Origin of the sequence: Adhaeribacter swui (genome assembly GCF_014217805.1) — a bacterium.
Classification (GTDB): domain Bacteria; phylum Bacteroidota; class Bacteroidia; order Cytophagales; family Hymenobacteraceae; genus Adhaeribacter; species Adhaeribacter swui.
Genome location: NZ_CP055156.1, coordinates 994,079 through 1,017,395, shown reverse-complemented (window position 1 = coordinate 1,017,395; position 23,317 = coordinate 994,079). Strand labels below are relative to the sequence as shown.

General features: G+C 44.7%; 20 protein-coding genes and 1 other RNA gene. 7 read left to right on the top strand and 14 right to left on the bottom strand.

Annotated elements, in window-relative coordinates; translation table 11 throughout:
* Nucleotides 1–43 precede the first annotated feature (43 nt).
* The 4 genes from HUW51_RS05275 to HUW51_RS05260 all read right to left on the bottom strand — a co-directional run bounded on the left by HUW51_RS05275 (nucleotide 44) and on the right by HUW51_RS05260 (nucleotide 4,523).
* Entirely contained in the window at nucleotides 44–826 is a 783-nt protein-coding gene (locus HUW51_RS05275; RefSeq protein ID WP_185272946.1) for an SDR family NAD(P)-dependent oxidoreductase, read from the bottom strand.
* A 268-nt stretch (nucleotides 827–1,094) separates the two neighbouring features.
* On the bottom strand, nucleotides 1,095–1,913 hold the full coding sequence (locus HUW51_RS05270) for a 3-keto-disaccharide hydrolase (protein WP_394353945.1): 819 nt from the start codon (nucleotides 1,911–1,913) through the stop codon (nucleotides 1,095–1,097).
* 172 nt (nucleotides 1,914–2,085) lie between these two features.
* On the bottom strand, nucleotides 2,086–3,483 hold the full coding sequence (locus HUW51_RS05265) for an Nramp family divalent metal transporter (protein WP_228466934.1): 1,398 nt from the start codon (nucleotides 3,481–3,483) through the stop codon (nucleotides 2,086–2,088).
* 203 nt (nucleotides 3,484–3,686) lie between these two features.
* Nucleotides 3,687–4,523 (bottom strand): alpha/beta fold hydrolase, encoded by an 837-nt coding sequence (locus HUW51_RS05260; RefSeq protein ID WP_185272945.1) that lies wholly within the window; start codon nucleotides 4,521–4,523, stop codon nucleotides 3,687–3,689.
* 662 nt (nucleotides 4,524–5,185) lie between these two features.
* Between HUW51_RS05260 and HUW51_RS05255 the strand changes: the two genes are divergently transcribed.
* The gene (locus HUW51_RS05255) at nucleotides 5,186–7,108 is read left to right on the top strand and encodes a beta-N-acetylhexosaminidase (RefSeq protein ID WP_185272944.1); all 1,923 of its coding nucleotides are present in this window, start codon (nucleotides 5,186–5,188) and stop codon (nucleotides 7,106–7,108) included.
* Nucleotides 7,109–7,240: 132 nt separating this feature from the next.
* Here HUW51_RS05255 and HUW51_RS05250 read toward each other — a convergent pair whose 3' ends face one another.
* The 8 genes from HUW51_RS05250 to HUW51_RS05215 all read right to left on the bottom strand — a co-directional run bounded on the left by HUW51_RS05250 (nucleotide 7,241) and on the right by HUW51_RS05215 (nucleotide 14,132).
* Nucleotides 7,241–7,903, bottom strand: coding sequence for a porin family protein (locus tag HUW51_RS05250; RefSeq protein WP_185272943.1), 663 nt, complete (start codon nucleotides 7,901–7,903; stop codon nucleotides 7,241–7,243).
* Between the two features lie 307 nt (nucleotides 7,904–8,210).
* The gene (locus tag HUW51_RS05245; protein ID WP_185272942.1) at nucleotides 8,211–8,765 is read right to left on the bottom strand and encodes an RNA 2'-phosphotransferase; all 555 of its coding nucleotides are present in this window, start codon (nucleotides 8,763–8,765) and stop codon (nucleotides 8,211–8,213) included.
* 74 nt (nucleotides 8,766–8,839) lie between these two features.
* An RNA gene (gene rnpB, locus HUW51_RS05240) (RNase P RNA component class A) lies at nucleotides 8,840–9,235 on the bottom strand.
* A 145-nt stretch (nucleotides 9,236–9,380) separates the two neighbouring features.
* Nucleotides 9,381–9,680, bottom strand: coding sequence for a hypothetical protein (locus HUW51_RS05235; protein WP_185272941.1), 300 nt, complete (start codon nucleotides 9,678–9,680; stop codon nucleotides 9,381–9,383).
* Nucleotides 9,681–9,899: 219 nt separating this feature from the next.
* Complete coding sequence (locus HUW51_RS05230; RefSeq protein WP_185272940.1) at nucleotides 9,900–11,060, bottom strand: FAD-dependent oxidoreductase; 1,161 nt, start codon at nucleotides 11,058–11,060, stop codon at nucleotides 9,900–9,902.
* A 30-nt stretch (nucleotides 11,061–11,090) separates the two neighbouring features.
* A complete protein-coding gene (locus HUW51_RS05225) occupies nucleotides 11,091–11,846 on the bottom strand; it encodes a helix-turn-helix domain-containing protein (protein WP_185272939.1) in 756 nt (251 codons plus the stop codon).
* 231 nt (nucleotides 11,847–12,077) lie between these two features.
* Nucleotides 12,078–13,049: a Smr/MutS family protein gene (locus HUW51_RS05220; protein ID WP_185272938.1), complete on the bottom strand. Its 972-nt coding sequence runs from the start codon at nucleotides 13,047–13,049 to the stop codon at nucleotides 12,078–12,080.
* 132 nt (nucleotides 13,050–13,181) lie between these two features.
* On the bottom strand, nucleotides 13,182–14,132 hold the full coding sequence (locus HUW51_RS05215) for a DUF2279 domain-containing protein (RefSeq protein WP_228466933.1): 951 nt from the start codon (nucleotides 14,130–14,132) through the stop codon (nucleotides 13,182–13,184).
* 159 nt (nucleotides 14,133–14,291) lie between these two features.
* Between HUW51_RS05215 and HUW51_RS05210 the strand changes: the two genes are divergently transcribed.
* Nucleotides 14,292–14,435 carry a hypothetical protein gene (locus tag HUW51_RS05210; RefSeq protein WP_185272937.1) on the top strand — a complete coding sequence of 48 codons (144 nt, stop codon included), beginning with the start codon at nucleotides 14,292–14,294 and terminating at the stop codon, nucleotides 14,433–14,435.
* 60 nt (nucleotides 14,436–14,495) lie between these two features.
* Here HUW51_RS05210 and HUW51_RS05205 read toward each other — a convergent pair whose 3' ends face one another.
* Nucleotides 14,496–15,356: an N-acetylglucosamine kinase gene (locus HUW51_RS05205; RefSeq protein ID WP_185272936.1), complete on the bottom strand. Its 861-nt coding sequence runs from the start codon at nucleotides 15,354–15,356 to the stop codon at nucleotides 14,496–14,498.
* 434 nt (nucleotides 15,357–15,790) lie between these two features.
* Complete coding sequence (locus tag HUW51_RS05200) at nucleotides 15,791–17,674, bottom strand: glycoside hydrolase family 13 protein (protein WP_185272935.1); 1,884 nt, start codon at nucleotides 17,672–17,674, stop codon at nucleotides 15,791–15,793.
* A gap of 473 nt (nucleotides 17,675–18,147) precedes the next feature.
* On the opposite strand from HUW51_RS05200, the gene HUW51_RS05195 reads away from it, so the two are divergent.
* From HUW51_RS05195 to trpD, 5 genes are all read left to right on the top strand, one after another.
* Entirely contained in the window at nucleotides 18,148–19,221 is a 1,074-nt protein-coding gene (locus HUW51_RS05195; RefSeq protein WP_185272934.1) for an alpha/beta hydrolase-fold protein, read from the top strand.
* Between the two features lie 427 nt (nucleotides 19,222–19,648).
* Entirely contained in the window at nucleotides 19,649–21,061 is a 1,413-nt protein-coding gene (locus HUW51_RS05190; protein ID WP_185272933.1) for an anthranilate synthase component I family protein, read from the top strand.
* 59 nt (nucleotides 21,062–21,120) lie between these two features.
* Complete coding sequence (locus HUW51_RS05185; protein ID WP_185272932.1) at nucleotides 21,121–21,501, top strand: four helix bundle protein; 381 nt, start codon at nucleotides 21,121–21,123, stop codon at nucleotides 21,499–21,501.
* Between the two features lie 52 nt (nucleotides 21,502–21,553).
* Entirely contained in the window at nucleotides 21,554–22,153 is a 600-nt protein-coding gene (locus HUW51_RS05180) for an anthranilate synthase component II (RefSeq protein WP_185272931.1), read from the top strand.
* Complete coding sequence (trpD, locus tag HUW51_RS05175) at nucleotides 22,150–23,136, top strand: anthranilate phosphoribosyltransferase (RefSeq protein ID WP_185272930.1); 987 nt, start codon at nucleotides 22,150–22,152, stop codon at nucleotides 23,134–23,136. The genes HUW51_RS05180 and trpD overlap by 4 nt, the downstream gene beginning before the upstream one ends.
* Nucleotides 23,137–23,317: the final 181 nt, after the last annotated feature.

Here is a 23,317-nt window from a genome sequence, read left to right as displayed (position 1 = left end):
GCATCTCCTCCCTGTTTTTAGCTTGGCCTTTAGGCCGGAGGAGTTAACTATTCAGCGTTATAAAACCGCCGTCAATCGGGTAGTCGGTGCCGGTGATAAAGCTGGCTTCTTCGGAGCTGAGGTACAGCGCCAGGTGAGCAATTTCGTTGGGAGTGCCCATTCGGCCAATGGGTTGCGTTTTCGATAGTTTCTCGAACATTTCCTGTTCACGGCCCGGATAATTTTTGGCAATAAAGCCGTCAACGAACGGCGTATGTACCCGGCCCGGCGAAATGCAATTGCACCGGATGTTGGATGTTAAATAATCGCGGGCTACCGAATACGTCATGGCGATAACGGCACCTTTACTCATAGAATAAGCAAACCGGTCGGGGATGCCTAACGAACCCGCTACCGAAGCCATGTTGGTAATAACGCCTTTGTTGGCCTTTTTCATGATTTGAACGGCGGCCAGCATGCAGTTATACATGCCTTTAATATTAACCGAGTAAATGCGATCAATATCTGCTTCGGCGGTATTTTCTAAATTACCCACGTGGGCAATACCGGCGTTGTTTATTAAAATATCAATGGTTCCGGCTTTTTGTTCTATACCGGCAAAAACTTCCAGTACCTCGGCTTGTTTGGCCACGTTGCAGGGGCGTAAAGTAGCTTTGCCCCCCGCTTCGGTAATTTCCCGGATTGTTTCCTCGCCGGCTTCGGCGTTTAACTCCAGAATATACACGTGGGCTCCTTGCTGGGCAAACAAATGCGAAATACTTTTACCAATGCCACTACCACCGCCCGTAACTACGGCTGTTTTACCGGTTAAATCAAATAAGGCCATACTGGAAATATTTAAGAATTTTAATTAAGCGTTAAAGTTTGTTCCGAAAATGGTTTTTATCAGAATTTAAACCAACAAGTAAAAGAAGATAAATCTGGAAAAGCAATTTTTTAAAAAATTACTTCGGCAAATAAATTTTTCCGGAGAAGCTGAATTTTTAAAAAATAAACAGGAGCAGTGTTTTGACCGGGTAGGTAAAAAGAAAGGCTCCCGCAACAGGAGCCTTTCTTAATTTTAAATGATGCTTACCGGTAACCGGCTTATGTTATTATAACTCGCGAATCCAGATATTGCGGAAGCTGATAGGTTCGCTAGGGTCGCCGTGGTCTTGTAATTTAATCGGGCCTTTGCCGTGTGGCTGGTTATAGTCTGGTATACCAATGTACTGGGTTGGGCCTTTAATCTGGGTGTTGTTCTGAATTAAAACGCCGTTATGGAATACCGTTACCCGGGCCGGGCTGAAAAGCGTACCATCTTCTTTAAAGCGCGGGGCGGTAAACACCACATCGTATACGTTCCATTCGCCGGGTTTGCGCATAGAGTTTACCAACGGGCGAAATTGTTTGTAAATACTGCCGGCCTGGCCATTGGCGTAAGTACGGTTGTTGTAGCTATCGAGCACCTGCAGTTCGTAACCCGCATCGCCGCCACCAATAGACGATAAGAATACGCCACTGTTGCCCCGGCCCTGGCTTTTGCCGGTAATGTTAGCTGGAATTTGCCACTCGATGTGCAATTGGTAATCCAGGAAAGATTGCTTGGTTTGAATGTTGCCGGTACCTTTTTTAACGGTAAATACGCCTTTGTTTACGGTCCAGCCGGCTGGTGCCGAAGGATCTTTAACCGATACCCACTGCGATAAATCTTTTCCATCAAATAAAATAATGGCATCCGATGGGGCTGCGATGCCGGTACCAGCGCCCGGAGTAACTACTTTTACCTCAGGTTCCCAGAACTCGGTCATTTCGGGTACCATTTTGGGCGGAGTGGGTACGGTTTGTTGCGCCTGGGCTTGGGTTAAGCCAAATACGCCCAGCATCATACCAACCAGAATAAATTTCTTAGAAAAAGAATGGTGTACGTTCATAGAAAATAAAAAATTTAAAAAATAGAATCGGGTTGAAAATTAAACAAAAGTTTGCAATAAGTTACACTCTCCAAAATCTTTCTGCAAGAGTTTAAGCTTAGTTTTAAAAGAGCTGTAACTAATTTGTATAGATATGAATAGGGGAAAGTTCTGAAACAGGCTCGATTAGTTTTTACAATTTTATTGCCTGCACAATGCCGTACACCGCAATAGCCAGAATGGTAATACAACTCAGCCAAAAAGCAAGATCGTACCACCGGGTAGGTTTTAAAGCGGCCGGTAAACGGCGATAGCGGAAATAAATGGCCGCGTACACGACTAAGAGTAATAAGATCGAGGTCATAAAGCCGCCCAGTAAAATCATGCTCATGGGCAGCTTAATAAACAAAAACAGCAAACACCAGCTAACCGGAAAAGCCCAGGCCAGCACCGCAATTGTTTTTTTGCGGGTAGCATAATCGGTAAACGATACCCAACCCAACTGCCCGAAAGCATCTGAAAAAATACGCGTGAAACTGGCGGTAGCCGTGAACATGGTGGAGTACAACACCATAAAAGCGCTGATCATAAAGATAACTTCGGCCCACGGACCTAAGGTTTGCGTGTACATGCCCGATAATACTTTTACCATATTATAGCCTTCGGGCACCTGGCCCTGGTTGTGCAGTACGGCCGCTCCTAAAATATAAAAAGCGGCGGTTACTACGGTGTAAACCACCATGGCCAGCAAGGCATCGTAATACATAATTTTTATCCAGCCTTTGGCTCTTTGCTGCCACTCCGGGGTGTTTTGCCGCATTCCCGTAAATCCGGCGTACCCTTTCTCGATACACCAGTAGTTGTAATACATAATTTCGTCGCCACCCACGCCGGTTATGCCAAAAGCTGCAATGGCAATAGCCACGGTACTGGGCGGCAGCTTTAGTTGTAAACCTTCCTGAATATCGGCCCACGAAATAGCAAATGGCGTGTATTGCAGAAAAAACACCGAAGCCAAGGTAAAAACCGTGAAGAACACCATCATGATCAGCGAAAACTGCTCGACTACTTTGTAGTAACCTTTGTACACCAGCAAAGCGGTAATGAAGGTTATGACTACGGCCCAGACGGGAATGCTAATAACCGGGGCCATCATGTTCAGCGTAATGGCTACGCCACCCACAATGCCGCCCACCTGCAAAAGCTTAAACAGTTGAATAAACAACCACAGCCAGATGCTCCAGTTCGCCTTACCCATTTTAAAACCGGGTAGTTGGTTAAGCGAGGCCATGGACGTTTCGCCGGAATGAATCACGTGTTTGCCCCACTCCAGCTGTAAGGCTACTTTTACCAGACAACTTAAAATAATTACCCAAAAGGTAACAAAACCCGCTTGCGCGCCCAAGGCCGTGGTAGCAATCAACTCGCCGGAACCCACTATTGCCGCCGAAAGCACAAAACCCGGACCCAGGTGACGGGCAATTCCCCGAAGGGTAGTTGGCGGTTCCTGGATTTTGTTGTTCGTTATTACGTACGGGTCTTGCAACATTGCTTGGTTCTCCCGGACAGAAGGCTCTTGTAGCGTTTGCATAGGTGGTGGCTTTAGCTAAAACTCTTGAAGTTAATATTTTATCCGGGATAATTTTAAAAGCTATTTTTTAAATTTTTTAAAATTTGAAGGAACAAAAGCCCTTTAAAAACGCTAAAATTTAAAAAACTTTAGTACCTGATGGAAAACAAAACGGCTCTGTTGCGTAACAGAGCCGTTAAATATAATACCAGGTTTTAGTAAGCTTATGAGGCGATGAACTGGATCAAATCCTGGTTTAAGCGTTCTTTATGCGTGTAAAAAAGTCCGTGCGGCGCACCTTCGTACACTAGGTACTGGGCGGCCGGAATCATGCTGGCAGTGCGCTTGCCACTCGCCTCAATTGGCACGGTCTGGTCGTCGTCGCCGTGAATAATCAAGGTTGGTACCGAAATAGCTTGTACATCTTGCCGGAAGTCCGTTTGCGCAAAGGCAATGGCACATTGCTCCGTGGCCCGCGGCGACGCCACCGAAGCCAGCATGCGGTAATAATCCAGTAAAGGCGCGCTCACCGGGTGGTTTAATAAATTTACACCAAAGAACTTTTTGCCAAAATCATCCAGAAAAGCAATGCGGTCTTCTTTGATTTGGGTAAGCATTTCAGCGAATACGCTAGGGGCTACACCATCCGGGTTATCCTGGGTTTTACCTAAGTAAGGCGTAACGGCCGAAACCAGTACAATTTTAGAAACCCGGCTGCTGCCGTAACGGCTTAAATACCGCACTACTTCGCCCCCACCCATGGAAAAGCCTACCAGCACGGCGTCGGATAAATCTAACTCCTCGATGAGCGCGTGTAAATCGCTGGTTAAAGAATCGTAATCGTAGCCGCTCCAGGGTTTTTCGGAATGCCCAAAGCCCCGGCGGTCGTATTTAATTACCCGGTGCCCCGATTCTACCAGAGGACCTACCTGGTATTCCCACATTTCTTTGCTTAAAGGCCAGCCATGGATCAAAATTACGGGTCGACCGCTACCATAATCGGCATAGGCTATTTTTATTTCTTCGCCGGTACTGGCGTTTTTATTTGTGATAAATTTCATAGTTTGTTGGGTTTAGATTGTAAAGGTTGGATGTACGGAAAAACCTAGCTGATCAGATCTTTCTCTGCAAAATTTGTATCATGTTTTTTAATGTCACTTTGGATTTGATCTACCTGGAGCTTTTCAAATCTCCAGGCTTTTGTTACCCCTCCGCCCTAAAGGGCACCTCCCCTAAAAACAGGGGAGGAGATGCGGTTATTACTGATCTGCATCAGGATGGAAGTAACTGCATGCTTAAGGTATTTACCTAATGGATCTGTTTTGCTTCGTAGTTAAATAGGTTCCTTCTGAATGACAAAATTTTAAAAATTTAAAAAATCTAAAATTTTACTTGCCTGCAACAATCAGCCTGAGCCAGGTGCAAGTGTTGACGCTAAACTGTTTGAGCGGTCAGCGAGTTTTTAGCGTCATGATTTTCGTTGGTTCTTTTTGTATCAAGACAAAAAGAACAAGACCTAAACTATGAAACAACTTCAATCAGCAATCAAAGCAGCCACAACCGCTATGCGAACAAGAGTTTAAAAATTTTGATAACGAGAAATAAAATGAAAGATTTTAAAGATTGATTTTAGCTGGTTTTCAATGATCGTTTTAATCCGAAAGATTTATTCCCTATTATTATCTTTCGAAAAAATCAAATACCCGAATAACCTTACCCATTCATGAAAAATCTTTACCTGCAACTGGCTTTTTGCCTAATGGCTTTAACTACATTAGGTCAAACTACTGCTAGCCAAAAAACACCCGCCATTATACCGCAACCCGTTTCCATGACTGTGGATAACGGCCAGTTTGTACTGCCCCAAAATGTAGTTATTAGCGCCGGTGCGCACCCGGAGCTAAAGCAAACCATTGCTTTTTTAAAAGAATTCTTAGCCGTGCCTACCGACCGTAGTGTAACCGTTAGTGCACCGGCCACTACCGCTACCATCCGGTTAATTTTAAATGAAACCACCGATAAAGCCCTTGGCAAAGAAGGCTACCGGTTAACCGTAACCCCGAAAGATATCGTAATCCGGGCGAACCAACCGGCTGGTTTATTTTACGGCGCGCAATCGTTGGTGCAGTTATTCCCGGCCGAAATCGAAAGTGCTACTCCGGTTAAAAATGTAGACTGGCAAATACCCTGTGTAACCGTAATGGATTACCCCCGGTTTGGCTGGCGGGGCTTGATGTTTGATGTGTCGCGACATTTCTTCACCAAAGACGAAGTAAAGCAGTTTATTGATGATATGGTGCGCTACAAGTACAATTTGCTGCACCTGCATTTAACCGACGACGAAGGTTGGCGCATTGAAATTAAAAGTCTGCCCAAACTTACCCAGGTAGGCGCCTGGAACGTGAAAAAAGAAGGGTATTTCGGCACGTTTTCGCCGCCGGCGCCCGATGAGCCCCGCACCTACGGTGGTTTTTATACCCAGGACGACATTAAAGAACTGGTGCAGTACGCCCGGGATCGTTTCGTAAGTATTTTGCCCGAAATAGATGTACCCGGCCATAGTTTGGCGGCGGTAGTGGCTTACCCCGAGCTATCGTGCACGCCTGGCGTAGAAAATTACCGGGTGCGGTCCGGCGAACAAATCATGGATTGGTCGCGCGGCGCGCCGCCCATTGCTTTAATAGATAATACGTTGTGCCCGGCCAACGAAAAGGTGTACGAGTTTATGGATAAGGTGCTTACCGAGGTAGCCCAGCTTTTCCCGTTTGAGTACATCCATTTGGGCGGCGACGAAACCCCACAGAATTTCTGGGAAAAAAGTGACGCTATTAAAAGCCTCATGAAAAAAGAAAAATTAAAAAATATGCACGAAGTGCAGGGGTATTTTGAAAGACGAATGGAGAAAATAGTGTTGGCCAAAGGTAAAAAGTTTATGGGCTGGGACGAGATTCTGGAAGGCGGTTTGGCGCCTAGTGCAGCCGTAATGAGCTGGCGTGGCATGAAAGGCGGCATTGAGGCTGCGCGCCAAAAACACGAAGTGGTGATGAGCCCCACTGATTTTGCTTACATTGACTACATGCAAGGCGACCCGGCCATTGAGCCCAAGATTTACGCTTCGCTGCGGTTAAACAAAGCTTACCAATTTGAACCCCTGCCCGACGGCGTAAATCCCAAATACATTAAAGGCGGACAGGCTAACCTCTGGACGGAGCAAATTTACAACATGCGCCACGCGCAGTACATGACCTGGCCCCGCGGTTTTGCTATAGCCGAATCGTTGTGGTCGCCGAAAGAAAATAAAAGCTGGCCCGATTTCTTTAACCGCGTTGAGAATCACTTTACCCGCTACCAGTTTGCCGAGAAAAATTACGCTCCCAGCGTGTATGAGCCCATTATAAACGTAACCCGCACCCCCGGCGATTATTTAAGCCTGGAGCTAAGCACCGAAGTAGAAGGACTGGATATTTATTACACGTTCGACAACTCTTTCCCGGACCGGTTTTACCCAAAATACCTGGAACCGCTGGTGCCCCCTAAAGATGCCGCTATGTTAAGATTGATTACTTACCGGGGCAACAAACCAGTAGGTCGCTTAATTACCATACCCATTGCAGACTTAGAACAACGCGCTCCCAAGAAGAAGTAATTTTATTGTTTTTGAGGTTTTAAACACGCTCTACTTGTATTGTATTATTATGCAACAATGTAATTAGAGCGTGTTCTGTTTTTAAAAAATCTAGGCCTTATTGCTGAATTTTTAATTGAAATAATTTTAAATTTAAACTCTTTTCTCCTTTGTTTTTAACCGGTAACTTAAACCTAACTGGGCCGCTTGGTTGTGGCTTTGTTTAGGTGAATAAGTGTTTCCTTGAGCGTCAGTAGCTTCGTACTGCAGCATGGTGCTAAAACCATAAGTGTACCGGATATCTGCGTTCAACTTCTCGTTTATTTTGTACCGGAAACCAGCAGTAATTCCCATATCTGGAGCATTATATCTTAAAATATGTCGCATATTGTGCGCTTTACCCCCATCTTCCTTAATACGAGGAGCTATTAATAAGCTAAGTTCCGGACCTAGGAAAATGGCTGTTTTGCTATTAAGGTTATAGCCAAGTAACCATGGAAGTGTGAAATAGTTATAAATGAGCGTTCCTTTACTTCGGATTGTTTCATTGGTAAAAGGCAAGGTTAAAGTGTCGGAATATCTACTTCCTTTTTGGGTATAGAATAATTCTATCCGTAAAAAGACTTTAGGCGAAAAGTTAGATTCTTTATATAAACCGAGGTGATACCCTAACCGATTTTTAACTTTTAAAGTGTGAGCCTCATTTACATTCATCTTGGTTACATTCAGGCCAGCTTTCACGCCAAAAGATTTCTGGCTGTAGCAAAATGGGGCAATCAGGAAAAACAAGTACACTATTAAAACTACTTTTCTCATAAACTTAATTAGCGTTAAGATTTAGTTATAAATGTTAAAAGCCGAAAGGCAAGGGTAAATCTTACTAAGCAAAAGTCACCGCCAAGAGCCGTGGCTTATAGCAACCGATGATGTAAAAGTAGTGGGAGAGTAAAAGAACCACTTTGGCAGGTAGTAACAGCCAATTTCATTGCATAATGGTTCTTGTTGTTGCTATAACGCCAGAACTAGGTTTTATTTTATTGGCCGAAAACGATTTTTTAAAATTTTATTTTCTACCAACTTTTTGTGGCATTAACAATTAGGAACGGAAAAGGCAAGTAAACTTTTACGAGGCTACAATCTGCAAGTATTCCGTTGGAATGTGGTCGGTGAGCCAAACCTGGTTTTCGGATAAGTAAAACAAATACCCATTTTTAGTCATGATTTCGGCATCGATACGTAAAATTACGGGTTTGCCGTGTCGTTGCCCTACGTTCCGGGCGGTAACTACATCCGTAGACAGATGGACGTGGTGGCGGTTTTGTTTCTGCAAACCCGTGGCCAGGATAGATTTTAAGTGGCGCTCGCTGGTGCCGTGGTAGAGAATAGCGGGTGGAGTTTGAGGGGTATAATCTAAATTTACGTTAACCGAATGCCCTTGACTGGCCCGGATCTTGGTTTTATCGGCGTTAAAGGCGAACCGTTTTTTACTATTGGTTTCCACTACTAACTTCAAAACTTCCCGCGAAAGTGGCACGCCATTTTTATTGACTTGTTGGATTAGGGTTGTTACGTCGGTCCAGCCGTTTTCATCCAGTGAAATGCCGATTTTTTCGGGTCGATGCCGCAACACCAAACTCAGAAATTTACTAATCCGTACAATTTCTTTTTCGGGTAACATGGCTGTGTTGGGGGCAAAATAATGAAAAGGGAAATGCGGAGTTGCCCTGAAATCCTGAAATTTTAAAAATTTAAAAATATAGCAAGCCTGTAAGCCGGGTTCTGTCGCTAACCAAAAGGTTAACGTCTTATCATTTATCTAGGCCCAACCTCGCGGCGGGGCTCCATCAACCTACCCACTGGCATCGGACGAGCCGCCCTTAACTACCACCGAAGTGGCAGTGCTGCCAGCCTATTTGGTCTTTCAACGCCTAAGGTTTACCCAGCTACAACGGTCACCCGCGTACTGGTGCGCTCTTACCGCACCTTTTCACCCTTACCATTTTAAAAAATTAAAAATGGCGGTTATTTTCTGTGGCACTGGCTGTATCCCGGCTGGCGCCGGAACCCTTCCCGTTAGGAAGTAGGCTGCTCTACGTTGCCCGGACTTTCCTCTCCGCCCGAAGGCGCAGCGATAAGACGGCTTGCCATATTTTTACAAATTTAACTCAAATTTATGAGGTTTGGTTCTGCTCCGGAAAAAGCAGCGGATTTCTGGTCTTCGTTTCTGCAAAAAACTGGTAAAGTCTTTCGGTAAATACAATGTGGCTTAGCATTTTAAATAGCTGCACAAAGGCTACCTTGGATAGTTTTTGGCCCACCCAAGATAGCTAGTTATTTTACAAAAGATGTAAGGCACGATTCCCCAGTTGGCCAGGTGAGGTTTTGGTAACGCGCATTGGCTAAGTGCTGGTGCTGCGTGGTAAACATCGAATACATATACTGACTTTGCTGCCATTTGGCGTACAATTCCTTTTTCTCCCGCGGGGTTTTCGGCTCTTTGCTTTTTAACAGACTGTGCAAATTCTTCCAGGCTGCCCATCGAATACAGTCTAAATTCCTGGTTCGTGGCTTTTTGCGCTATACCCTGGATCATAGCGGGGCTTACCTGAAAACTGGCAATCTGTAAATCGCGGACCCAAATACTCCCAAGTTTAAGATTAATTGATTTGAGCTTTTGTAATTGAAGAAGACGATTCAGTTAATAGTTTATATCGTAAGCAGGATATGCAATATAAAATTTGGTAAAAAGTTAATAAAAGTGCCTGGTTGAGCCTTTAATCACAAACCTTAACTTGGGTTGGGCATTTAGTCATTAATGTCCTTGGAACATTGCCACCATTGTCGTTAAAGCAATTTCGGAGTGCATTCGCTCCCCGTTTTCCAGTGATTCCTGGGCGGCCTTGGCGGCTCTTTTGCGCATATTTTCTTCATAAAAAGCAAGAGCTTCTTGCAAAGAAGAGTAGCGACTAGCGGTTAAACAGGCACTTAATTCCAAGGCATCCAGCATGGCCATGTTGGCCCCTTCTCCGGCAAAAGGCGGCATTACATGGGCAGCGTCGCCCAGTAGTGTTGCGTTGGGCAAGGTTTCCCAGGTTTGATCGAAAGGCATACAATAAATAGGCCGTGGAATAAAAGGGGGGGCGGCATTCTCAAAGAGTTCGTACCAAACTGGGCTCCATTCGCTATACTCTTTTTTAAACCACGTTAGCAATTGCGTTTTATCAGAAAAATCTAAGTTACTATTGGCGGCCCATTTTTCATCGGCTCTAAAACTGGCATAAAACCCCAAATCGCCGTTGCCTTTTTGGCCGAGTAGTAAATTTTTAGTATTTCCGAAAGCCATTATTTTGCCGCCTTGTAAAAGCGCGGCAATATGAGGTGTTGTTTTTTCGGCGTTATAAACATTGCCTTCCAGCATGGTAATGCCGGAGTAAAAAGGTTTAATGTTGGTAATGTAAGGTCGGATTTTAGAATTGGCGCCATCTGCCGCAATTACCAGATCAGCATAAGCCGGTAGGCCGTTTTTAAAATGTAATAACCAACCCTCATTTTGTTGTTCCATCGAAATAAAATGACTATCCCATACCACGGTGTCTGGTTGTAAAGAGGCCAGCAACATATTTCTTAGGGGGCCACGGTCTATTTCGGGGCGGAAATTTGCACTGCCAAAATCTTCCTGGGGCTTCTCATTGTGGTCGCTGAAAAATAATTCGGCGCGTTCATTCAGGATAACCATTTTATCTGCCCCAGGCCGGAAATTCTGTTTAAACTCGTTTAACAAATCTGCCTGGCGTAAAGCCGCTAACCCGGATTCTTCGTGCATATCCAGGGGGGAGCCTTGCACCCGGGCATGTTTATTTAAATCTCTTTCGTACACTTTTACCTGAGCGCCGTGCATTTGCAACAATCTGGCTAAGGTAAGTCCGCCGGGGCCGCCGCCCACTATGGCAATGGATTTATGTTCTATCAGCATTTTTTTAAAATTAGTTTTACAGAAGCAAAACTATTTCTGCTTTAAGACTGATAATAGTACAAATCGGTCGTTTTTATTTTTAGATAACTCTTTGGGTGCTACCCCCGAAAATTTTTTAATTTCTTTAATAAAATGGGTTTGGTCGGTGAATTTTAGTTCCGGAAAAAGCTGGCCTTCAGCAATATGTTCCAGCGAAGCCCGGAAGCGTAGAACAGTACAGTAAGCCTTTAAGGAAAGCCCGAGTTGTTGATTAAAATAACGATTAATTTGCCGGCTGCTCCAGCATACTTTTTGAGAAAGCTCGGTTACACTCATTTGGCCCTTGGAGGAATAAATTAACTTGAAAAGCTGACGTTTTCTTTCATCTATTTCCTGTGGTAAAAGTTCTGTAATTTTCTTGAAGGCTTTCTGATAAAAAACATCAAAATTCTGTAAATCATTTGCATTAAAATCCCAGAAACCAGGCCCAACATCTTTGGCAGTATTCAATAAATCAGCGATGGAAGTTTGTAAAATGTATTCGACGGCCAGCGGTTTAAAACTAATAACAAAAGTGAGGGCATGGGGCAGAATGCTTCTGGTTTCGGGGGCAGTTTCTAAGCCAATCAAAGTAACATGAAAAGGCTCTGAAGCAGATAATGAAAAGAATAAATCAATGCGTCCATCAGGCATTACCACCACTTCTTTGGCTTCATCCGATGGATTGTGAAACATACCGATACTTTCTACAAAATCAGAAATCGGCTTATCGGGTTTAAGGAACTTATAATGGAAGCTATCAATCATAATGGTCGGTTGGTATAGAGTTGGGTACTATTAATAATACCCAACTCTATAACCAAAGCAAGTTTCCGCAATTTTTTAAAAAATCTTGTTGATCAGAATTTTAACTAGCTACTGGATGTTGCCTTAAGTGCTGGTTAGCAGTTTTTTTTTCAGCGGGCTTTTTTAAAAAACTAGCTGATTCATAACTGCGTTTTAGTTGCTTTTCTTACTTCTCATCTGCCGGATTTAACTTTATTTCAATCGAACGAGCGTAGCGCCGTAGCCAAATTTTTCTTTGCGGGCATCTTCGTAGAACTTAATCTGGGTGCGCCGCTGGCTTAGTATTTTATGAATTTCTTTGCGCAGCACGCCGTTGCCGGTGCCATGAATAAAAATAATTTCGTGCATGTTAGTGGCCAGCGCCCGGTCCAGGTTATCCTGAAAAGCCGCTAATTGGGTGCGCAGCATTTCGCTGTTGCTCATTAATGTCGGATCCAGGTCGGTTAGTTTTTCAATGTGCAAATCCACTTCGTGCGACGGGGCTACCAGCTGGTAATTTTCCGGATTTTTCGTTTCGGTTTCGGTTAAGTTTTCCAGGATTTTAGATGGATTTACTTCTACTGGTTTTTGGTCCAGGGTAAACAAGTAAGCTTCTTTCTTAACAACCGGAGCCGTTTTTTTGCTCTTGTAAAACGATGACGCTTTAAACTTAATGCGTTTTACTACGGGTTCCAGTAAGGTAACACCACTCGCGCGGTGTTGTAGATATTGGATTACCAAATCGGGCCACTTATCGAAATCTTTCAGGTGCAAATGGCTCACCACTTTACTATTCTTAGGCGTTAATTTATCGCTCTGGATGCCTCTATAGCGACTGTTGGTTTCTTCGCCGTAGGTAAACAGCAAATCAAAATCCGAAAAGTTAATGATGGTAACGGCCAATAGCTCATCAGTTTGGGGCACCAGGGCTACGTAAACCCCGGCCGTGGCCGTTACGGGTAAAGGGGTCGGTTCGTTTTTCCGGGTTTCTTTGGCGGGTTGCTCTAACCCCGAATTTTTTAAATATTTATCTTCTTCCTCGGCAATTACCACCACTTCGCGACGCAAAACCGGAATGGTAAAATCATTGTCGATGGCAATTTCTACCTGGTCAGTGCCAATAAATTGGGTAACAATGCCTTGTTCTTTGCCGTGCAATAAACGCACGCGATCACCTATATTCATGTTATTAGTTTCTTATAATGTTTACTTGATAAACCCGAATTTAACTCCTACGGGCAATTACAATGGGAGAACGTTCTACTGGAAGCAACTGTCTCTTTTACCTCTAAACAAAACTGCCAGCCATTTTGGTTTTTAAAAATAAAAAGGGTGAAATTTAAATTTCTGTCGTTTGTTAAATTCCAGGGTAGGGGCGGGTACATGCACCATATCCAGAATAAAAAATGCGGTTTTTACAAATTTACTGCGCGTACGCAGCGCCGATAGATTTAAATCCGGAGCCAGGTAAAATTGCCGGTATGCCCGGAAGCCTGCCTGCCGGTTTGTGTCTACGTCATTGTAAACCATTTCTTCGGTGCCGTAACCTACGGCCACGTTCAACCATTTGGGAAAGCGGCTGGTAGGCGGTAAGAAATGCGCGACTTCTACGGCCAGCCAGTAGGTTTGGCCGTTATAATCTTTCAGCATTTGTTCGGGTACATTGCTGCCTAATACCGCGGGCCGTTCACGGGCAAACCGGGTAGTATGGAACGAATACTTGGGCTGCAACCGTAACTCCGGCCACACCAGATATTGGCTTAAAACCGCGGCCGAACCCAAAGCATTGGCCACCACATCGCCGGTAGAAGCGCCGTAATCTACGGCATAACCATCCAGTATTTCGATGGGCGTTTGCAGAATAACTCCGGCCAAGCTGCCCCAGATAATCGCTTTTCGGGTGGGTACATCGGCCCAGTGCAAAGCAGCTACTGCCAAACGGCTCTGGTGAAACGCCCCCCAGAAATGCCCGACTTTATCTACCTGCTGCCACTGGTGATTGTCGTTAAAAAAGTGAAAGCGCGTGCGAGACATATCTTTGTACCAGGCCTGACTAGCGGCGGTTAAAAAGCTTGCGTACGCTAAACCAGTACCAATCCCCAATGCTTTTAATTTCGTTTTATCGGGTTGCTTTTCCGGCACGGCAAACGTTATTACGGAATCGGTTTGCGCCCAAACCTGACCGGAAAGCAAGCAAAGCAGGCCAATCAGCCATTTTGCTTTTACAAATCCACTTCGAAGTTTAAAAATTGGACAGCGCGTATTCACGGCGCAAATATACCGGAATTATTCCGCTCACCCGAAAAACAAACTGCTTCTGCGGTTAACAGAAACAGTTTGAATATGGAGGAAGGTTAGAGAGAACCTACCATCATTTTTATTTTTTATCTGAAATTATCAGTGTCCCCATTAGACCCTACTTAGAAAATGACTAAAGCTGGTTCTAAAGACACAACCAGCGGCGAATTGCACAATCAGCAGCGGATGAAACCAGCGGCGTATGAAGGTCGCCTGAAAAGCAAAAAGCTTCTGCGGTTGGCAGAAGCTTTTTTAAAATATTTTAAAAATTAAGAATATGCTTTGATTTATGTAAGTCTAACGTCTAATATCTAGCGTCTAACATCTAAATATCTAGATCTGAGTTTGCGGTGCTAATACCGAGTGGTAATGTACTAAATCATCTATAGGCGAACGGATAATTTTACCAAAGGCCATGTTATGCTCGGCACTTACTTCTTCTAACACATCGCGGAAGTTATAACCTACGGAACCTACGCAGTTTAAAGAATACTGTTCGTAGTTGGGGTAATGACAAACCAAATTTTTAAAAAATGCTTCGAAAGATTCTTTTACTACTTCGCGGGAGTATGAGAAATTATTGTTTTCGTACAAAAACTTGCTAAAGCTGGCCAGGAACCGGTTAGGCAAAGGTTTGTTGTATAAATTATCAAAAATATCTTCGTTGGTCAGTTCGTAAGTATCCCGGAAGATTTTCTGCATGCCTTCGGGTAAGTAACCGCGCATGTAATCCCGAACCAATCGCTTACCTAAATGCGAACCGCTACCTTCGTCGCCCAGGAAATATCCTAAAGAATCAATGTTTAAGGTAACATTTTTACCATCGTACAGGCAAGTATTGGCACCAGTACCCAAAATAGCCGCAAATCCCGGATCTACCCCTAATAAGGCCCGGGCGGCCGCTAATAAATCGTGGCCCACGTACACGTTGGCATTGGTAAAAACAGCTCGCATGGCCGCCGCCACTACTTCAATTTTTTCAGGAACAGAACATCCGGCACCGTAGTAATTTACTTCATTAACGGCCTCTTTACGAAGATTTTCCGGTAAGTTTTTTTGGAGTGAGGCAATAATAGTAGGAGTATCAGAAAAATACGGGTTATAACCTTCTGTGTTGAAATAAACCTTGGTATTAGAGTCTGTTATCAAACACCAACTTGTTTTGGTTGAACCACCATCTGCAATAATTACCATGTGAAAAAAATAAGTTATAAGGGTTTAAGCTGTTAATTAATTAAATACGAGTGCCCGGTATTCGAAAATATTTAATTGCTCCTGCACGAAGTAAAAGGTTTGTAAACTTAAGATAAATAATTAATAATTTAATAATTAAGTAACCAGAAATATTTCATTTTATGCAAAGAACTAGCGCAATCGTGTTAAAATTACCGGAATAATGCGTTATCTTTTTAGATGAAAGTAAATGTTAGATCTAAATTTCTAATTTTCACAACTATAACCATCGGCTGGTTACTCGCTTATTAAAGTGCCGGATTCTGGTATTCCACTAAACAGATTCAGAAAATATAATGGCCATTTTGTGTAATAAATCTGAGCTTTCTGGAGGTAAACTTTCGGGATGTACGCTCCAGGAGCAAGCCGATAAAAGCTCTTTTATACAGGTTGATTTACTTTTGCAATTCTAAAACCAAAGCGGTTTGCGCCGGAACTTTAATAGTAGCTAAACTGCTGAGAACTTCGTTGGTAAGTACGTTGCGGGCCCGCGTAAAACCTTGGGTGCGTTCGGTAAACCGGCTGGTTTCCAGGGAAATTTCCTGCGCGGTGGGGTTGGTGGCCACCATAATGGTTTTGGCGGCATCGTACCTAAAGTACACGTAGGTATTGTTTTGCGGTAAGTACTGCATCAGTTTTCCGTTTTGCAGGGCGGGGGTACTTTTGCGGTACTGGGCCAGTGTTTTCACAAAGTTAAAAGCTTCGTTTTCCTGGGCATTGCGGCCCGTTGCCGTAAACTTGTTTTCTTTATCTCCCGGAAAACCGCCCGGAAAATCCCGGCGTACCTCGGCATCCGACGGATTTTTAAAATTTTTCATTAAAATCTCGGTGCCGTAGTACAAACTGGGTATGCCGCGGGTGGTGAGCAGCCAGGTAAGCCCGATTTTGTACTTATTAAAATTTTCGCCGATTACCGAATAATACCGGTCCATGTCGTGGTTATCCAGAAAGTTGACCAGTTTTAAAGGATCGGCGTACACGGCATCCTGGGCCAGAACCTGGTACACCGGGTTCTCGTCGTAATTAGAATTTTGGTTTAAAGCCTGGTTAAAAGCGCCCCATAGCACAAAATCTAAGGTGCCCGGCTGGTTACATTTAAACGGGAAATTAATTTTGTTCTTCACGAAGTAAGCCTGGCTAATGACGTTGTTTACCCACGACTCGCCGAAAATATGGATGTTGGGGTATTCATCGAGTAGAGCCTGGTTGCAGCGGTTCATAAAGGCCTGGTTGTTGTACAAATAGGTATCGATGCGCCAGGCATCTACGCCAAAATATTCTACCGTCCAGAGCGCGTGCTGAATCAGGTAATTAGCCACGTACGGATTTTCCTGATTTAAGTCCGGCAGGAAAGGTACGAACCAACCATCCAGCGTTACTTTTTTATCGCTCAGTGCCGCGTATGGATCCAGCACCGGTTGAAATTTGTAAGAAGTATTGGTGTAGGTGGGCCATTGGTGCAGCCAATCTTTGGCCGGGGCATCTTTTAAGAGCCAATGATTAATGCCCACGTGGTTATAAACCGCATCCTGCACTACTTTCAGGTTCTTGGCGTGTGCCGCCTGAATAAATTTTAAATAAGCCTCGTTGCCACCCAAGCGCCGGTCTACCTGGTAATGGTCGGTAAAGCCATAGCCGTGGTACGCACTACGCATGGAACCGCCTTCGTTGGTTTGTGGCTGATTATTCTCGATTACCGGATTCAGCCAAAGTGCGGTTACGCCTAGTTCCTCAAAATAATCTAAGTGGTTGGTAATACCGGCAATATCACCGCCGTGGCGTAGAAAAGGATTTGTGCGGTCGGCTTCCGGATCAGCCATGTCGGCAAATTTATCGTTGCTTTCGTCGGCGTTGGCAAACCGGTCTGGGAGTACCAGGTAAATAAAATCTTTACTGCTTACGCCTTGCCCTTTGGGCAGTTTATCCCGGGCTTTTAGCTCGTAAGCGTAGGTAGTTTTTTTGGCGCCAGAAAACACAAAGTTTACTTTACCCGGCTTGGCAGTAGGGCTAATTGTTACATCCAAAAACAAATAATTCGGGTTTTCTACTTTACTTACTTTCTCCAGCTTCACGCCGGGGTAACTCAAACTTACCTGACTGCGGGCAATGTCCGGACCATAAACCAGTAATTGCACTTTCGGGTTTTTCATGCCCACCCACCAGAACGTAGGATCTACGCGGGTAATTTGCTGGGCTTGTGCCACGGTGCCGCTCACCAGGAAAAAGAAGAACCAACTTAAAAGATTATACCGGCTACTCTGGGTAAAATAATTGTTCATAAGCGCAAGATCACGGGTTACAAGTAGGTAAAGGTACCAGCCGCACCCGGCTTGGGTATAAGGTTGCGTGAGGCTGGTAAGGAGCTAAATGTAAGCGTTTTTACGCGGGAGCACAAGGCCAGAGTGCCGGTATATTACAACTTGCCGGAAAAATATAGTTGGGCCGGATATTGTACATTATACCATTACTTACCCCTAAAAGTGCCTTCTTTTTGAAATTTAACCTGTTTTCTAATTAAAGAGCAATCCTATGACGTTAGGTGATAAATTAGTGCGAGTTGATAAAATTATACTTTAATCAAAATACTATTGCCCGATGGAAATGCTTTTGGCAAAATTTAAAAAAAACTAACGTTCACCTGCTCCAGAACTATTTGGTAACGCATAGAGTACACCTTGGAACAGAGTTACCGGTTCTAAAACCGAGCTTTAAATTATACACCTACTTGATTTATTATGTCGGGAAAGCGCGCATGAAAATAGTGGTCAATCAGATTCCGGAAAATACGCCGCCGGGGGCGCACCTGTACCTGGTAGGGAATTTTAACCGCTGGCAACCGGGAGCGTCGGCTTACCGCCTGCAATTACAGCCCGATGGTACCTATGAAGTAAAAATACCCATCATGAACCGGCCGGTCGAGTTTAAAGTAACCCGTGGCACCTGGGAGTCGGTGGAGGCCGCGGCCGACGGCAGCGACCTGCCCAACCGCATCATTAAACTGCCCTCACCGGAAGTAGTTGCCGTGCAAGTAGCCAACTGGACGGACTTGGTTGTCCGGCCACCCCGCAAACACACGGCCAGCCCCCAGGTGCAAGTACTGGATGCCGCTTTTGAAATGCCGGAACTGGGTCGAACCCGGCGCATCTGGTTGTATTTACCCCTAAATTATGCTACCAGCAACGAACGCTACCCGGTGTTGTATTTGCACGACGGCCAGAACTTATTCGATGCCTATTACAGCTTTACCGAGGAATGGGGCGTAGACGAAACCCTGGATGAACTGGCGCAAACCGGTGGCCCGCAGGTAATAGTAGTGGGTATTGAACACGGCGGGGAAGAACGGATTAACGAACTTACGCCCTATGAAAATCCGGAATACGGCGGAGGCGATGGCGAAAAATACCTGCAGTTTATTGTGCAGGATTTAAAACCGTACGTGGACGCTACTTTCCGCACCAAGCCCGAGGCCGAACATACCGGCATTGGCGGTTCTTCGTTGGGTGGTTTAATTTCGTTGTACGCGGCGGCGCATTACCCACAGGTTTTTGGCAAAGCTTTAGTTATGTCGCCTTCCTTGTGGTTTTCGGATAAGATATTTAGCGTAGCCCAGAAAGATTTTAAAAATACCCGTCTGGTTTTGCTGGCTGGCGAGCAGGAAGGCGAAGAAATGGTACCGCAAATGCGTGAACTTTACGAACAATTATTGGCCCAGGGCTTTCCGGCGGAACACATCTGGTACCAGACCCGCCCGGACGGGGACCACAGCGAAAGGTTCTGGCGGCGCGAGTTCCCGGAGGCGTTTAAATGGCTCTACGCAAAAAAATAAAAAAAATGTTGCGCGCTTAAATACGAGTGCTATATTTGCAGCATCATGAAGATGAAACAACTCTATACTGCTGGCTGGTGGCACCTTTTAGAATTCTAAAAGAGTGAACCGGCACGTTTGTATACAGCTATAAATAGCAGAAAAGCCCAAGTTCACTTGGGCTTTTTTATTTTTAAACTTTTTAGAAATAGTATCCATGATGCAATATTTTTTCTTCCGGACAAATTATTATTGGCGAGGCTAAGTTGCTTTTACCCGGTGTACTCCGGTTAATGCTTTGTTAACTTAATTTTTAGAAAATCATCTACCCAATAAATTAGTATTAGTCAAATTGATGAAAATTTCTAATTCATAATTTCTAATTTTTAATTAAGCGAAGCGCTCGTTCCCTTTTAATAATTGTCATAGAAAAACAGAAATTTAAAAAATGAATAAATACAAGCTGTATAACACCCACAAACAGCTCCTCGCCGATACCGTTACCCCTGTTGGTATTTATTTACAATTACGTGATAAATATCCCAACTGCATTTTGCTCGAAAGCTCGGATTACCACGGCAACGAAAATAGCTTTTCCTACATCTGTTGTGACCCGATTGGGGGATTTGAGTTAAAAGACCAGGTAATCAGTCAGTATTTCCCAGATGGTACCGAAGAACAAATTCCTCTGGAAGACCGTCGTGATGCTGTGAAGCATTTGCAGCAGTTTATTAATTCGTTTTACGTGCGGGCCAATCCTTTTAACTTCATCAATAACGGCTTGTTTGGCTACATGACCTACGATGCCGTTACGTATTACGAAGACATTGAATTCCGGCCGAAGGAAACCGCTTACCCGGAGTTACCCGAAATTCTGTACCGTTTGTACCGGTTTATTGTAGTGGTAGATCCGTTTAAAAACGAGCTGTATATTTTCGAGCACAGCATTGACGAAAACACCACCGGCCCGGGCCTGGAACAACTGGAAGCGCTGATTAAAAATAAAAACATTCCGGCTTTTACCTTCACTCCGGATGCCGACGAAACTTCTAACTTCACCGACGACCATTTTTTAAAAGTACTCAACGAAGGCCAGCGCCATTGCAAACTGGGTAACGTTTTTCAAATAGTATTGTCGCGCAAGTTCTCGAAAGGCTTTAAAGGCGATGAGTTTAACGTATACCGGGCTTTGCGTTCTATTAATCCGTCGCCGTATTTATTTTACTTCGACTACGGAAATTTTAAAATTTTTGGTTCTTCGCCCGAGGCTCAGATTACTTTAAAAGGCAATAAAGCCAGCATTTACCCCATTGCCGGCACTTTTAGAAGAACCGGCAACGACAACGCCGACGCCGAACTAGCCCGCAAACTCTACGACGACCCGAAAGAAAATTCCGAGCACGTAATGCTGGTAGACCTGGCCCGCAACGACTTAGGCCGCCACGGCGACCAGGTAGCCGTAGAGGTGTTTAAAGAAGTGCAGTATTATTCGCACGTGATCCATTTGGTTTCGAAAGTTACCAGCCAGCGGTCCAAAGAAGTAGCACCCATGCTCATGGTCGCCGACACGTTCCCGGCCGGTACCTTATCCGGTGCCCCCAAGTACCGCGCCATGAGTATTATCGACGAGCTGGAACCCACCGGCCGCGGGTATTACGGTGGTTGCATCGGTTACATTGGTTTTAACGGCGACTTTAACCACGCCATCATGATCCGGTCTTTCCTGAGCACCCGCAACCGCCTGCACTACCAGGCCGGCGCCGGCGTAGTTGCCAAATCCAACCCCGAATCCGAACTCAACGAAGTACACCACAAACTAGCCGCCCTCCGCTCCGCCATGGAAAAGGCAGCTTCGATATAGTTGCAGGTTGCAAGTTGCAGGTTACAGGTGGGTATTGATTAAAAAAATTAAAAAAATAGATGGCGCGGATAGGGCGGTTTGAGGATTTTGAGATTTATCAGAAAGCGACTTCTATTGCGATTGATATTTATAAGATGTGCGCTTCCGGTAATTTAAAAATAGATTACGGTACCCGGGACCAAATGCAACGAGCGGCCATGTCTATCTCCAATAATATTGCAGAAGGATTTGAATACGACAACAATGCTGATTTTATCCGCTTTTTAAAATACGCCAAGGGATTAGCGGGGGAACTAAGAAATCAGTTGTATGTTTTAAAAGAATTAAAAATGTTAGAAGATGCTTTTTACCAGAATAAATATGAAGAACTCATTCAGTTATCCCGGCAATTAGCAGCTTTTATCAAATATTTGAAAAACCGACAACTTAATAATAGTTAATAGTTAAAATTTTTAACCTGCAACTTGTAACCTGCAACTTGCAACCTCTATCATGAAAATACTAGTTTTAGATAATTACGATTCGTTCACTTATAACCTGGTGCAGCTGGTGAAAAAGCTGGGCTACGGCATGAACATGGAGGTGTACCGGAACGATAAAATCAGTCTGGCCGACGTGGAAGAATACGACAGCATTTTGCTGTCGCCGGGACCGGGCGTGCCTTCCGAAGCCGGAATTATGATGGACCTGATTAAACAATACGCGCCGACCAAAAAAATAATGGGCGTGTGTTTGGGGCACCAGGCCATTGGCGAAGCTTTTGGGGCGAGTTTGTACAATTTACCGGAGCCCATGCATGGCGTAGCTACCAACATTAAAATTACTTCTAAAAACGAACCTCTTTTCCGGGGGCTGCCCGCCGAATTTAAAGTGTGCCGCTACCATTCCTGGGTAGTGGTGCCCACCACCATGCCGAAAGAACTGGAAGTAACAGCCCTGGATGCCGACGGGCAGATTATGGCTTTGCGACATAAGGTGCACAACGTACGGGGCGTACAGTTTCATCCGGAATCGATTTTAACCGAGCACGGCGAAAACATGATGCGCAGTTGGTTAAAAGGCTCTATTACGCCTAAAAAAAGCTGGATATGAAAGAAATACTGCAGCAGTTATTTGAGCAAAAAGCGCTCACCAAAGAAGCTGCTTACAACGTGTTAGTGGATTTAGGGCAGGGCCGGTTTAACCAGTCTGAGATGGCCGCTTTCTTAACGGTGTTTTTAATGCGCAACATTACCGTGCACGAACTAGAAGGTTTCCGGGACGCTTTGCTGGAACTATGCATTAAACCCGAACTGGGAACGCACGAAGTGATTGATATGTGCGGTACCGGCGGCGATGGCAAAGATACCTTTAATATATCTACGCTGGCTTCGTTTGTGGTAGCCGGAGCGGGGTATAAAGTTGCCAAGCACGGTAATTTTGGGGTATCGTCGGTGTGCGGGTCCTCTAATATTATGGCCCATTTTGGCTACCAGTTTACCCACGACAGCGATTACCTGCGCCGGAAACTCGACGAAGCGAATATTTGCTTTTTGCACGCACCAGCGTTTCACCCGGCCATGAGCCACGTAGGTCCTATCCGGAAGCAATTAGGTTTAAAGACCTTTTTTAATATGCTGGGCCCCATGGTGAACCCAGCCCGGCCTAACTACCAGATGGTCGGCGTTTTTAACCTGGAACTGCTGCGTTTGTACGCCTATTTATACCAGCAAACTGATAAGCATTTTATGGTGGTGCACGCCTTGGATGGCTATGACGAAATTTCGTTAACCGGCTCGTTTAAAGTAGTAACCGAAAACGGCGAACAAATTTTAAGCCCTCAAAAAATAGGCTTTAAAGAAGTAAAACAAGAAGAATTAGCCGGTGGTACCACCGTAGAAGAATCCGCCAAAATCTTCACCGACGTGCTGGAAAACCGCGGCACCGAAGCGCAAACCAACGCCGTAGTTGCCAACGCCGCCATGGGCTTGTACTTAATGAACGAAGAATTTTCCATAGACGAAGCCGTAGCCGCCGCCCGCGAATCTTTAGTTTCCGGCAAAGCCCTGGAGTCGTTTAAAAAGCTCATAGCTTAGTTGGATGTTGGATATTGGATGTTAGACTTTAGACACTAAACATTGGACAGTCGAAATTAAATATTCGATTTAAAACGAAAAAGAATTTTGTAAACAAGTAAAAAGTCCCCCTTTGGAGGGGGTAGGGGGAGGACCAGGAGCTACGAAAATTTAAATTTTTAAAAAATCAACCACCCCTAAC